12 protein-coding genes are annotated in these 14,844 nt (G+C 32.0%); 2 read left to right on the top strand and 10 right to left on the bottom strand.

The features are described 5' to 3' along the window. Position 1: 1 nt before the first annotated feature. Together arfB and AC2TEO_RS07530 are read left to right on the top strand one after the other, a co-directional pair. The gene (arfB, locus tag AC2TEO_RS07525; protein ID WP_442267517.1) at positions 2-406 is read left to right on the top strand and encodes an alternative ribosome rescue aminoacyl-tRNA hydrolase ArfB; all 405 of its coding nucleotides are present in this window, start codon (positions 2-4) and stop codon (positions 404-406) included. 298 nt (positions 407-704) lie between these two features. Then, positions 705-3,119, top strand: a complete 2,415-nt coding sequence (locus AC2TEO_RS07530) for a TonB-dependent receptor (RefSeq protein WP_442267518.1) — start codon at positions 705-707, stop codon at positions 3,117-3,119. Between the two features lie 37 nt (positions 3,120-3,156). On the opposite strand, the gene AC2TEO_RS07535 is transcribed toward AC2TEO_RS07530, so the two are convergent. The 10 genes from AC2TEO_RS07535 to nrfD all read right to left on the bottom strand — a co-directional run bounded on the left by AC2TEO_RS07535 (position 3,157) and on the right by nrfD (position 14,827). Beyond that, on the bottom strand, positions 3,157-3,537 hold the full coding sequence (locus AC2TEO_RS07535) for a rhodanese-like domain-containing protein (protein ID WP_442267519.1): 381 nt from the start codon (positions 3,535-3,537) through the stop codon (positions 3,157-3,159). Between the two features lie 7 nt (positions 3,538-3,544). Then, positions 3,545-4,945, bottom strand: coding sequence for an MBL fold metallo-hydrolase (locus AC2TEO_RS07540; protein WP_442267520.1), 1,401 nt, complete (start codon positions 4,943-4,945; stop codon positions 3,545-3,547). Between the two features lie 13 nt (positions 4,946-4,958). After that, positions 4,959-6,686, bottom strand: coding sequence for a SulP family inorganic anion transporter (locus AC2TEO_RS07545; protein WP_442267521.1), 1,728 nt, complete (start codon positions 6,684-6,686; stop codon positions 4,959-4,961). After that, positions 6,687-7,709, bottom strand: a complete 1,023-nt coding sequence (ruvB, locus tag AC2TEO_RS07550) for a Holliday junction branch migration DNA helicase RuvB (RefSeq protein ID WP_095069644.1) — start codon at positions 7,707-7,709, stop codon at positions 6,687-6,689. It abuts the gene before it with no gap. Between the two features lie 107 nt (positions 7,710-7,816). Then, entirely contained in the window at positions 7,817-9,595 is a 1,779-nt protein-coding gene (locus AC2TEO_RS07555) for a cytochrome c oxidase subunit I (protein WP_442267522.1), read from the bottom strand. 36 nt (positions 9,596-9,631) lie between these two features. Beyond that, positions 9,632-10,645 (bottom strand): cytochrome c oxidase subunit II, encoded by a 1,014-nt coding sequence (locus AC2TEO_RS07560; RefSeq protein ID WP_442267523.1) that lies wholly within the window; start codon positions 10,643-10,645, stop codon positions 9,632-9,634. Between the two features lie 31 nt (positions 10,646-10,676). Continuing rightward, complete coding sequence (locus AC2TEO_RS07565; RefSeq protein WP_442267524.1) at positions 10,677-12,329, bottom strand: quinol:cytochrome C oxidoreductase; 1,653 nt, start codon at positions 12,327-12,329, stop codon at positions 10,677-10,679. Positions 12,330-12,351: 22 nt separating this feature from the next. After that, positions 12,352-12,900 (bottom strand): c-type cytochrome, encoded by a 549-nt coding sequence (locus AC2TEO_RS07570; protein ID WP_442267525.1) that lies wholly within the window; start codon positions 12,898-12,900, stop codon positions 12,352-12,354. A gap of 9 nt (positions 12,901-12,909) precedes the next feature. After that, complete coding sequence (locus tag AC2TEO_RS07575) at positions 12,910-13,437, bottom strand: DUF3341 domain-containing protein (RefSeq protein ID WP_442267526.1); 528 nt, start codon at positions 13,435-13,437, stop codon at positions 12,910-12,912. Further along, entirely contained in the window at positions 13,427-14,827 is a 1,401-nt protein-coding gene (nrfD, locus tag AC2TEO_RS07580; RefSeq protein ID WP_299682481.1) for an NrfD/PsrC family molybdoenzyme membrane anchor subunit, read from the bottom strand. Before nrfD ends, AC2TEO_RS07575 begins: the two co-directional genes overlap by 11 nt. Between the last annotated feature and the right edge of the window lie 17 nt (positions 14,828-14,844).

Raw genomic sequence — 14,844 nt, forward strand, 5'->3', positions numbered from 1 at the left:
TTTGGATAAAAATATAATTCAAAAAGAAATTAAATTCAAAGCACTTAAAAGCTCAGGAGCAGGTGGTCAACATGTAAATAAAGTTGCTACAAAAATTGAGTTATACTTCGATATCAAACTCTCTGAAGGTTTAAATGTAAATGAAAAAGAATTAATTTTAAGCAAGTTAGAGAATAGAATTTCTAAAAATGGTGTTTTATATCTTTCTTGTCAAGAAAGTAGATCTCAACATAAAAACAAAGAAACCGTAACACTTCATTTTTTTGATTTACTTATCAGTAGTTTAAAAAGAACAAAAAAGAGAAAACCTACGAAACCTACTAGAAATTCAAAAATTAAAAAGGCAAAAAACAAACAAAATCAATCTCTAAAAAAGCAACTTAGAAAAAAACCTAAGTTAGATTAGTTCTAATTATTAGGTCATAATTTAAAAAACCAACTTACCTTTGTTGCGTTCTCACAAAGGGGTGCCATGTTTTTAATTACGAATTATAAAAATCATAATTAAATTCAGGCTGAGATCATACCCATTGAACCTAGAACAGGTAATGCTGTTTAGGGAAAAACACACTAGAGAATTAAGGCTAATAAATTATGCCTTTTTACAACGGTGTTTATGAATTAATTATTCAAAATTATACAATAGAATAATTACCTCTTTTTATTCTTCATTTAAAATGAAATTTTTAACCATTTGTAAAAGAGTGAAGATATTAGTACCTCTTTTATTTTTTTCAATCTCATTATCAGTTCAAGCTCAATCTGTAGTGTTATCAGGTAAAGTAGTAGACGATTCAAAAAAACCATTAATTGGTGCCACAGTAATTATTCGTGAACTTAAGAAAGGATCTACAACAGATGCTGATGGAAATTTTAAAATTAAATTACCTGAAGGAAAGTATTTATTTGAAGTTTCTTATTTAGGATACAGAACTATTAAAAAGAAAATCTCTACTAACTCAAAAGATTTAGTTATTCAACTTACTTCAGAAGAAAATGTTTTAGATGAAGTTTTAGTTTCTTCCATTAGAGCTAAAGAAGAAACTCCTATGACTTATTCTAATGTAAGTAAAAAAGAAATAGAAAAACGTAATTTAGGTCAGGATATTCCAGTTTTGTTAAACTATTTGCCTTCTGTAATTTCTTCCTCTGATGCTGGAGCTGGAGTTGGATATACATATATGAGAGTTCGTGGTTCTGATGCTTCTAGAATTAATGTAACAATTAACGGAATTCCGTATAATGATGCTGAAAGTCAAGGTACATTTTGGGTAAACTTAGGTGATTTTGCTTCTTCAACACAAAGTTTACAATTACAAAGAGGTGTTGGAACATCTACAAATGGTTCTGGAGCATTCGGAGCTAGCTTAAATATTTTAACTGACGCTATTTCTGAAGAAGCTGGTGGTGAAGTATCAAATTCATTTGGATCTTTTGGTACTAGAAAACATACTGTAAAGTTTACTACTGGTTTATTAAATGATCACTTTGAGTTATCTGGACGATTATCTAACATATATTCAGATGGTTATATCGATAGAGCTTCTACAGATTTAAAATCTTACTTTTTACAAGGAAGTTATATTGATAATAATACTTTAATAAAAGCTATTGTTTTTGGTGGAAATGAAAAAACTTATCAGGCTTGGTATGGAACACCAGAAGTAAGATTAACTGGAGATCAACAAGGAATTGAAGATTTTATTATAAATAATGAATTAACTCCTGAACAAACAGAAAACATTAGAAATTCTGACAGAAGGTATAATCATTACTTATACGATAACGAAACTGATAATTATTGGCAAGATCATTATCAGCTACATTGGAATGAAAAATTTAGCGATAAAATTTCAACAAATATTGGTTTAAACTACACACGTGGTAAAGGATATTTTGAGCAGTTTAAAGAAGATGAGGATGCTGCTGATTTTAATAATCTTATTGCTGACAATAGTGATGTAATTGTTCGTAGATGGTTAGATAATCATTTTTATGTAGTTAATGCTTCTGCAACTTATACATTAAAAGGATTAGAAATTATTGCTGGAGGATCTTATAGTAATTATAGCAACGATCATTATGGAGAAATAATCTGGGGAAGTGATTTAGCTCCAGATACTAATATTCGTGATCGTTATTATTTTAGTAATGCTAAAAAGCACGACTTAAGTTCTTTTGTAAAAGCTAACATTAATATAAATGATAAATTTAATGCTTATGTTGATTTACAAGGAAGATTTGTTAGCTACAGAACAAACGGATTAACTTCTGATCGTGATCCATTAGATGTTAACAAAGATTTTAATTTTTTCAATCCGAAATTAGGTTTAACATATCAAGTAAACGATAATAATAGTCTTTATGCATCTTATGCAAGAGCTAACAGAGAACCAAATAGAAACGATTTTGAAGGAGGTAATTCACAACATGAAACTTTAGATGATTTCGAATTAGGTTGGAGATTAAATACAGGTAGTATTAAAGTTAATACAAATGTATACTACATGGATTATAAAAATCAATTGGTATTATCGGGAGCAATTAACAATGTTGGTGAGCCACTTAGAGAAACTAGTGGAAGTAGCTATAGATTAGGTTTAGAAATAGATGCTAGTGTAATTTTAACTGACTTTTTATCGATACAACCAAATGTAGCTTTTAGTGCTAATAAGAATCGTGATTTTAGAGTTCCTATCGATGGTTCTATAGAAAACTTAGGAAACACAGATATTTCTTTTTCTCCAAATGTAATTGTTGGTAACGCTTTAAACTATAAACCTATTGAAAATTTACAGATTTCATTTTTATCAAAATTTGTAGGAGAACAATTCATGGGAAATTTAAGCGGAAGAATTTCTGATAATGAAAGACTAGATAGTTATTTTACGAGTGATTTAAACGTTGTTTATGAAATAAAAACTAATAAGATTTTTGATTCTATAGTTTTAACAGGATTAGTAAATAATATTTTTGATAGAGAATATGTCGATAGAGGATATTATTTCTTCTTTGATGATACATGGTCAAATCCAGGAGTTACAACTACAGTTGACGGCGCAGGGTTTTATCCACAAGCAACTAGAAACTTTTTAATTGGAGCAACATTAAAGTTCTAAACAATAAAAAAACCGAGTGAATTCACTCGGTTTTTTCTTAATTATTTTTTAATGCTTTTTCCCAAGCAACATAACCACCTTTAACATTATATACATCGTAACCATTGTCTGCTAAAATACCAGCAGCAATTTTACTTCTCCTACCAGATCGACAATATACATACACTGGTTTATCTTTATTAAGAACATCTATACTCCTAGTTTCAAAACTATTAAAAATTAAATTTACTTGAATAGCATTAAAAATAACACCGTCGGAAGTTTCTGAAGAAGTTCGTACATCTAAAATCTGGATGTTTTTATCTTCTCGTATTTTGAGTTTTAAATCATCTACGGTAATAGTCTTTACATTTTCATTACTATTCGCGCAAGAAAATAAAATGCAAATCCCGATTAACCCTAAAATGAATTTTCTCATGTTTCAATTACTTTGAAACACATAACGATTGCTCTCTTTGAATATTGGTTTCTTTAATCGCTTTATAACCTCCTGCTACATCTATCACATTATGAAATCCTCTAGATTTTAATATTGAAGCAGCTATAACTGAACGATATCCACCTGCACAATGAATATAAAAATCGTTAGCGTTTGGAAACACACTAATATAATCATTTAAATAATCTAATGGTGTGTTTTCGACATCTTTTATATGATCTGAATTATATTCACCTGGTTTTCTAACATCAAAAACAGTTACATTCTCTTGAATTTTTTTCTCTAAATAACTTGCAGAAACAGAACGTAACGTGTCGAAATCTTTATTAGCTTTCTTCCAGCTATTAAAACTTCCTTCCAGATATCCTAAAACATTATCAAAACCTACTCTGGCTAGTCTTGTAATTGTTTCTTCTTCTTTACCTTCTGGTGTAACTAAAACAATTGGTTGTTCGGTATCACGTATTAATGCTCCAACCCAAGGCGCAAAAGATCCATTTAAACCAATAAAAATTGATTGAGGTATAAATCCTTTTATAAAATCAGATTGATGTCTTACATCTAAAATTAAAGCTTCATATTTATTTGCTATATACTCAAACTTTTCTATCGAAAGGGCTTTTGTTCCTTTTTCTATAATATCATCAATAGAATCGTAACCTTCTTTATTAAGTTTAACATTTAAAGGAAAATATTCTGGTGGAGGTAATAAACCATCAGTAACTTCTTTTACAAATTCTTGTTTAGTCATATCTGCTCTTAAAGCATAATTTGTTTTCTTTTGATTTCCTATAGTACTAACAGTTTCCTTACTTAAATGCTTTCCACATGCAGAACCAGCTCCATGTGCTGGATAAACAATTACATTGTCGTGTAATGGCATTATTTTAGTTCGTAAACTGTCATAAAGATAACCTGCTAAATCTTCTTTTGTTATATCACCTTTCTGAGCTAAATCTGGTCTTCCTACATCTCCAATAAATAATGTATCTCCACTAAAAATCGCATAATCATTATCATTTTCATCTTTTAGTAAATAAGTAGTACTCTCCATTGTATGACCTGGAGTATGCAATGCTATAATTTTAATATCCCCTACTTTAAACACCTCAGAATCTTTAGCTATATGTGCTTCAAAATTAGTGATTGCTGTTGGACCATATACAATTGTTGCTCCCGTTTTTTCAGCAAGTGTTATATGTCCACTAACAAAGTCGGCATGAAAATGTGTTTCGAAAATATACTTAATAACAGCTCCATTCTTTTCTGCTTTATCGATATACTGTTGTACTTCTCGTAATGGATCTATAATAGCGACTTCTCCATTACTTTCAATATAATATGTTCCTTGTGATAAACAGTTCGTATAAATTTGTTCAATCTTCATAATTCAATGTCTTTTATTTGTACGCTTGATGAATGTACTGAGCGTATTTTTTTTGATTTGTATTGTCTCCTGTTTTAAAAAATGTTACTGCGCCATTAACACGCATAAAAAAGTGATCTAAATTTATAATTTCTAATAAACCGCCTCTAAATAAATCATCTCTTACCGGTCCTTTTACACCTGCAAGATAAAATGTTATTTCTTTTTTCATATAGAATTGAATTTGTTGTTTTAACATTTCAATTCCTGTACTATCTACTCTATTAATACTCTCCGCATCTAGAACAATTAATTTCAATTCTTCTCCTTTTTCTTTTACCATATACTCTAATCGTTCTCTAAAATAACTTGCATTAGCATAAAAAATTTGAGCATCGAAACGAAACACAAGAACTTCATTATCTAAAATAACTTCCTTAAATCTGTTTTTGTTTCTATAAAAATCGGAATCTGGTACTTTTCCTAATTCCACTACATTAGGTCTAGATGTTCTAAAAATCAAAACAATTAAAGATAAACTTACTCCAATTAAAATACCATAGTCTATACCGAAAAATAATGTAGCAAAAAAGGTAGCAATGAGTAACCAAAAATCAAGAATATTTGCCTTCCATAAAAATCGAGCTTCCTTAACATTTACCAATCTAAAAACTGCTACAATTATAATAGCAGCTAAAACTGTTTTGGGTAAATAATAAAATACTGGTGTTAGGTATAAAAGAGTAAGTACAACTAAACCTGCTGAAATAAATGCAGCTATTCCTGTTCTTGCTCCAGCATCAAAATTAATTGCCGATCTAGAAAAGCTAGATGTTGATGGATACGATTTAAAGAATGAACCAAAAATATTACTTAATCCTAATGCTATTAATTCTTGGTTAGGATCTATTTTATATTCATCTTGTTGAGCTTCTAAATATTTACCAATAGAAATTGTTTCCAAATAACCTACCATTACTAAAGTAAACGCCATTGGTAATAACTCTCTTACTAAGCCAAAATTTAACTCAGGTACTGCAAAACTTGGTAAACCTGAAGGAATACTCTCAACAATAGCAACTCCAAAGAAAAAAGTTTTAAAAGCATACATTAAAACAATTCCTAAAACGACTACTATTAAAGCGTTTGGTATTTTTTTATTAATTCTTCTTAATACAATGATAATAATACTTGTGACAATTCCAATAGTAGTTGTTTTTGTTTCGAGTTCAGTAATTCTACTTAATATATCTTCAAGTAAAACATGAATTTGATCACTTTGTAGAAAATCTACACCAAAGAAATTTTTGAATTGATTTAAACCTATTGTTATGGCAACTGCTGAAGTAAACCCTGTAATTACTGGTCTTGATAAAAAATTAACAATAAAACCTAAGCGAAAAACTCCCATTAAGAACTGGATACTACCTACTAATAAGGCTAAAAAAATTGCTATAGCAATATAACTTTCAGATCCCATAAGTGCTATTGTAGATATACTAGCAGCAACTATTAATGAATCAGTCGCAACTGGACCAATGGCTACTTGCCTTGAAGAACCGAATATCGCATAAATCACTTGAGGAATTAAAGCTGAATACAATCCGTAAATTGGTGGTAAACCTGCAATCAGAGCATAAGCAATACCTTGTGGTATTAAAACTGTTGCTACTGTTAAACCAGCAACAACATCTCCTTTAAACTGAGATTTCTTGTACTTTGGTAACCACTCTAAAAGAGGGATGATTTTTTGTATTTTCACTTAAAATAATTCTCCTTGACTAGTTCCTTTTATTCTTCCTAGATGTTTATAAGCTAAATCTGTCACTTCTCTACCTCTAGGAGTTCGCATAATAAAACCTTGTTGAATTAAAAAAGGTTCATAAACTTCTTCAATAGTTTCTGCATTTTCTGCAACTGCAGTTGCTAATGTAGTAATACCTACAGGTCCGCCTTTAAACTTATCAATAATAGTAGACAAAATTTTATTATCCATTTCATCTAAACCATGCGCATCAACATTTAATGCCTTTAATGCATATTTTGCTATCTCTATTGTGATATTACCATCTCCTTTAATTTGTGCAAAATCACGTACTCTTCTCAATAGTGCATTTGCAATACGAGGTGTTCCTCTACTTCTACCAGCAATTTCTATTGCAGCTTCCATTGAAATTGGTACGCCTAAAATTGCTGAACTTCTTTGGATAATAGTAGTTAATAATTCCGTAGAATAATAATGCAAACGACTACTAATTCCAAAACGAGCTCTCATTGGAGCTGTTAGTAATCCTGATCTAGTTGTTGCGCCAACTAAAGTAAATGGTTCTAAATTAATCTGAACTGTTCTTGCATTTGGCCCAGATTCAATCATTATATCTATTTTATAGTCTTCCATTGCAGAATATAAATACTCTTCTACAATCGGACTTAATCGATGGATTTCATCAATAAATAGCACATCTCGTTCATCTAAATTTGTAAGTAAACCAGCTAAATCACCAGGTTTATCTAAAACAGGACCTGAAGTAACTTTAATTCCAACTCCAAGTTCATTAGCTAGGATGTGTGCTAAAGTAGTTTTTCCTAAACCAGGAGGACCATGAAATAAGGTGTGATCTAAAGCTTCATCTCTTTGATTAGCTGCTTCAACGAAAATTCTAAGATTTTCTAAGGCTTGATCTTGACCTGTAAAATCATCAAAAGAGAGTGGGCGTAGTTTCTTTTCTACGTCCATTTCTTCATGAGAATAATTAGTGTTTTCAGGGTTTAAATGCTCATTCATACATTAAAATCAAATTCAGTACTGCTAATATACTTATTAGTATTAATATGGATAACAAAAAAGCCTTTCATAATTGAAAGGCTTTTGGTTTTTATATTTCACACTTTTTAAGATGGTTCTTCACCGTCTTTTAAAGGTACTGTTTGTAAAACGAAATCTTCTCCATGAATATAGTTTCCGTTATCATCAACTTTACTATAGTCGTAAGCCCATCTATGAACTTCTGGAATTTTCCCTGGCCAGTTTCCATGAATATGTTCTACTGGAGTAGTCCATTCTAAAGTATTAGATTTCCATGGATTTTGTGTAGCTTTTTGACCTCTATACATAGAAATAAAGAAGTTTGCTAAGAAAATTAACTGAGCCACACCTCCAATGATTGCCATAACAGTCATAAATACGTTTATGTCTGTTAAATCGTCGAACATTGGGAAGTTTGTATTTGTATAATAACGTCTTGGTAAACCAGCTAACCCTATAAAGTGCATTGGGAAAAATACTCCATATGCAGATATAATAGTTAACCAGAAATGCCAATATCCCATTACTTTATTCATCATTCTACCATACATTTTTGGATACCAGTGGTAAACACCAGCAAACATTCCGAATAAAGCAGATACACCCATTACTAAGTGGAAGTGAGCTACTACGAAATATGTATCGTGTACGTTAATATCTAAAGCAGAATCTCCTAATACTAATCCTGTTAAACCTCCTGTAACGAATGTAGAAACTAATCCGATAGAGAATAACATTGCAGGATTTAATTGTAAGTTACCTTTCCATAAAGTAGTTACATAGTTAAATGCTTTTACTGCTGATGGAATTGCAATTAATACCGTTGTGAATGTAAATACAGATCCTAAGAATGGATTCATTCCTGAGATAAACATATGGTGACCCCATACGATTGTTGATAAGAATGCAATACCTAAAATAGAACCAATCATTGCGCGGTATCCGAAGATAGGCTTTCTAGCATTTGTAGAAATTACTTCTGATGAAATACCTAATGCTGGTAATAAAATGATATATACTTCAGGGTGACCTAAGAACCAGAATAAGTGCTCAAATAATACTGGAGAACCTCCTTGATAATGTAATACTTCACCTGAAATAAATATATCTGATAAGTAGAAAGAAGTTCCGAAACTTCTATCGAATATTAATAATAATGCCGCAGATAAAAGAACTGGGAAAGAGATTACACCAATAATAGCTGTTACAAAGAACGCCCACATTGTTAATGGTAATCTTGTCATCTTCATTCCTTTTGTTCTTAAGTTTAATACAGTAACAATATAGTTAAGAGATCCTATTAACGATGATGCAATGAATATCGCCATAGATACTAACCATAAAGTCATACCTAAACCTGAACCTGGAATCGCTTGTTTTAAAGCTGATAACGGCGGATAAATAGTCCAACCTGCTGATGCTGGTCCAGCTTCAACAAATAAAGACACAACCATTACTACAGAAGACAAAAAGAATAACCAATATGATACCATGTTTAAAAAACCTGATGCCATATCTCTTGCTCCAATCTGTAATGGAATTAATAAATTAGAGAACGTTCCACTTAAACCTGCAGTTAATACAAAGAATACCATAATAGTACCATGTATTGTAACTAATGCTAGATAAGTATCTGCATTCATTACACCGTCAGTTTGTTGGTGATCTCCTAAAAATGCTGTAATTATAGAAAACGATTTTTCTGGCCATGCAATTTGCAAACGGAATAACATTGACATAAATACTCCAATGATACCCATAAACATCCCTGTGATCAGAAATTGCTTCGAAATCATCTTGTGATCAGTACTAAAAATGTACTTTGTTACAAATGTTTCTTTGTGATGGTGATGTTCTCCTGACATAATTTATTTTTTCTTAATAAATTTTTACTTAAAATCTTATTGAATTCTTTGAGCTAATGTTTTTTGCTCTCCTAACCACTTTTTGTAGTCTTCTTCTTCTACAACTGTAATTTTCATTTGCATGTTGTAGTGTGAAGCTCCGCAAATCTTGTTACATAATAATAAATAATCAAACACATAAGGATCTTCACCTTTCGCCTGTCTGATCTTATTAATTCCTTTAGCCTTTGCGATAACCTCTGGATTTTTACGCATTTCCTCAGTAGTAAATTTAGGCGTAAAAGAGAATTGAGTTACCATACCAGGTACACAGTTCATTTGAGCTCTAAAGTGAGGCATATAAGCCGAGTGTAAAACATCTTGTGAACGGAACTTAAATAATATCTTTTTTCCTTTTGGAAGATATAATTCTGTTACTTGTTTATCGTCTTGAGCTTTAGGATCAGACATATCAACTCCCATCGTATTTGTCTTGTTGATATCGATAAAGTTAACGTTACCTAAACCTAACTCGTTGTCAGCTCCTGCGTAACGAGCATCCCAACGGAATTGTTGAGAATACACCTCAATAACAATAGGATTCTCGTCATCTCCAACATACATGATGTTATTCCATTGCCATAAACCGTATCCAATTAATAATACAATTGTTACTGCTGGAATCACTGTCCAAATTAACTCTAACTTGTGACTATCAGCAAAGAATAAAGCTTTCTTGTCTTTATTTCCTCTGTACTTATAAGTAAAGAAGAAAATTAAGAATTGCATGATAAACTGAACAACTCCTATTAATATAAAAGTGATATTGAAAAGTCTATCATCGTGTTCTCCTTCAATCGAAGCACTTTCAGGTAACATGATTACATTCATTGCCAATAAGCAATAGATCATCATAGCGTACAAAAACACCATAAACCCTAGAGCGATCTTTCCTTGTTTATTATTATCGTCATCATTAGCAATTACACTGCGTAAATTCATTACGCGGGTGATTTGCCAAAAACTTACTCCTACTGCTACTGCAATGAAAATATAAAATAAAGCTAGCATAGTTATATACTTATTTTTTTAATTCTTGTTATTAATGATGAGCGTTATCTTCTCCTCTATGTTCTATAATATAATAGTGATGAATTTCACTTTCATGTAAAAATGGATTTCCTTTAACTACTGGATTAGCCTTAGCGAATGCGTTAAATGTAGCAAAGATGAATAATCCAAGGAAGAATAAGAAAGCACTTATTTCACCAATTCCGAATCCCCATTGAGCACCAACAGTACCTGGCATAATCATTACAAATAAATCAACATAGTGTCCTACTAATATGAATACTCCAGCAATAACTATAACCCAAGGCACAGTTTTAAAATCACTATTGATTAATAATAAAATTGGGAAAATGAAGTTTAATGCAATCATTCCAATGAAAGGAACTACATATTCTTTAAAACGTAAAGCAAAATATGTTGTTTCTTCTGGCATATCAGCATACCATATTAACATAAACTGAGCAAACCATAGGTAAGTCCAGAATACAGAGAAACCAAACATAAACTTAGCTAAATCGTGTATGTGACTATCATTAACAAATGGTAAATGACCTTTAGATCTTAAATATAACGTAACTAAACAAATAACTGTTAAAGCAGACACTAATAATGTAGCTAATACATACCATCCAAATAATGTAGAGAACCAGTGTGGGTCTATTCCCATAATCCAATCCCAAGACATCATACTTTCAGTAATCATAAATAATAAAATGAAAACTACAGATGTATTATAAATTTTCTTGTGTAAAGCTAAATCTCCATTATCTTGCTCGATTGATTTCTTTCTAATGAAGTAACGGAATCCATTCCATACTAGTAAATAGAAAATACTTCTCATTACCCATCCTGGTAAATTCATGAACCATTTTTTCCCATCTACGATTGGATCATAATTTTCACTTAAAGGATCGAAAACTCCTTCTGCCATCCATGGGAATAAGTGGTTCATGTGCATTGCGGTTACAATGATAAAAATTAACATGATAACACTTACATAATGTAAGTTAGCTGTAATAGCCTCCATTACTCTAAATAATACAACAGACCAACCTGCATGAGCAACTCTTTGTGCTGCATAGAAAGCCATTACTAAAAGAGAAATACCTAAAAAGAAGATTAAAGAAACGTAAATAGCAGACCATGGCTTGTTTCGCATTTGGTGAAACGCATGCTCTGCATGTTTTTCATGATCATCTCCATGATGACCTGCTTCTGCATGATGTTCGCCTCCTGCATGAGAAGATGTATTAACATGTGCTTTTTCAGCAACGTGTCCGTTTAAACTATCAGTTAAACGTGTATCTTCCGCATGATTAGCAGCTTCTTCATGATGATCTGTAGAATGAGCTACTTCTTCATTATGTGCTGTAGAATCAGATTTAGTTTCTTTATGATTGTTAGTATGTGCTGTAGAATCAGCTTTTACTTCTTTATGATCATCTTTATGAGCATCTTCTTTATGCTCTACAGTTTTATGATCTGCATCTACATGGTGCTCTTTTGTTGCTTCACCATGACCTCCACCATGTCCTCCATGATGAGATACTTCTTGTTCCGCTAAAATGTCTTTTGCTTCTTGTAATGTTTTAGGAGTATTCATGAAACTAATAGCAGTTCCAATTAGTCCTAATACCATTAAACCAATAGCAAGCATTTTTAATTTTCCTGAAAACTGGTACATATCTTAACTATCTATTATAGACTTATTTTTTTAATTCGCTTCTTAATTTCTGAACATACTGTACAACTTGCCAACGTTCTTTGTAAGTAAGTTGTGAAGAATGAGATCCCATTACTCCTTTACCATACATTAAAACATGATAAATACTTCCTTCAGTGATATCTCTATCCTTGTAGTTTGGAATACCTAAGAATTTTTCTCTCTGCATTAAAATTCCATTTCCGTCTCCTTTAGTACCATGACAAACTGCACAGTAGATACCGTACATTTTTTTACCATTAGCTAAGTTCTCATCATCTTTCTTTAATGGACTTTTTAATTCTGCTTTAGCTTTTTCATATCCTTCATTAGAATTTGGAATATCATAAGCTACAACACCATTTCTACTAACTGTACCAGCAACAGGTAATCTATTTACTGGAACTTTACCTGCAGATGAAGCACCATTCGCATCATAAGGTACAGAAACATACATATCTGGCATATACTGTACTTGTGGCTTGCGCTTGTTGTTACAAGAGGCAAATACTGCAACTACTAATAAAGTAATAACTATTTTTAAACTCTTCATAATCTTATATTAATGCTTATCTACAACTTTTATTTCTACAGCACCAGTAGTTTCTAATAATGCTGTTAACTCTTCTTCGTTATTATGAACTGGAATTTCCATTAAGAAATGGTCATCAGTAGTTCTTGGATCTGGATTTTCAGCTTCTTTGAATGGCCAAATTCTACTTCGCATGTAGAAAGTAATCACCATTAAGTGAGCTGCAAAAAACACTGTTAACTCAAATAAAATTGGCACGAAAGCTGGCATGTTCTCTGCCCAAGAAAAACTTGGTTTACCTCCAATATCTTGAGGCCAATCTGCAATCATTGTATACCAAGTTAACCAAGCTGCAACTGAAGTACCAGTGATACCATATAAAAATGCAGTTATAGCTAAACGAGTAGGAGCTAACCCTAATGCTTTATCTAGTCCGTGAACTGGGAAAGGTGTATAAACCTCTTCAATATGATGATGTTCTCCTTTTACTTTCTTAACGGCATCCATTAAGATATCATCATCATTATATAATGCGTGAATTACTTTATTAGTGCTCATTGTTCTCCTCTCTTTGTTTTTTGAAATTCTCTCCAGATGACTTTAATATCGTTTTAACCTCAGCCGTTGGAATTACTGGGAAAGTTCTTGCATATAATAAGAATAATACAAAGAAGAATCCGATTGTTCCAATAAATATACCAACGTCAACGAATGTTGGTTCAAAACGCCACCATGTTGATGGTAACTGACCTTTACTTAATACAATTGCAATAATATCAAAACGTTCGAACCACATTCCAATATTAATTGCGATAGAAACTAGGAAAGATACTAAGAAACTTCTTCTTAATTTCTTTATCCATAAAATCTGAGGTATAATGATATTGAAGATCATTAATGACCAGAAAGCCCATCCATAAGCACCAGCTTCTGCTCCAAAAGATAAATATGTATAGTTTTCATAAGGTGAACCTGTATACCAAGCAATGAAAAATTCTGTTGCATAAGCTACAGCTACAATACCACCAGTTAAAATAATTACGATATTCATATACTCGATATGTAAACGAGTAATGTATGCTTCTAAGTTAGTTACTTTACGCATAACCCCTAATAAAGTCTGTACCATAGCGAATCCAGAGAAGATTGCTCCTGCTACGAAATAAGGAGGGAAGATTGTTGAGTGCCAACCTGGGTTTACAGAAGTTGCGAAGTCAAAAGATACAATCGTATGTACCGAAAGTACTAAAGGAGTAGCTAAACCAGCTAATACTAAAGACACTTCCTCAAAACGTTGCCAATCTTTTGCTCTACCTGACCATCCGAAAGATAATAAAGCATAAATCTTCTTTTGGAAAGGTTTTACAGCTCTATCACGTATAGTGGCAAAATCAGGTAATAAACCAGTCCACCAGAAAACTAATGAAACCGATAAATATGTAGAAATCGCAAATACGTCCCATAAAAGTGGTGAATTAAAGTTTACCCATAAAGAACCAAATTGGTTTGGAATAGGTAAAACCCAGTAACCATTCCATGGACGCCCCATGTGAATAATTGGGAATAAACCTGCTTGGAATACGGCAAAAATTGTCATTGCCTCTGCAGAACGGTTAATTGCCATTCTCCATTTCTGACGGAATAATAATAGTACCGCAGAAATTAATGTTCCGGCGTGTCCGATACCTACCCACCATACAAAGTTGGTAATATCCCATGCCCAACCAATATTCTTGCTAAGCCCCCATACTCCAATACCTGTTCCTACTGTGTAGAAAATACATCCAAATCCCCATAACATTGCTGCTAAAGAAATGTAGAATGCGATGTACCAATTTTTGTTGGCTTTACCTTCAATTGGTCTTGCTATATCCTCAGTAATATCGTGATAGCTTTTATCTCCTAATATTAAAGGTTCTCTATAAGACGATTCGTAATGACCCGACATAATCTATTTACTTATAT

The organism is Tenacibaculum aquaeponti, from assembly GCF_057221555.1.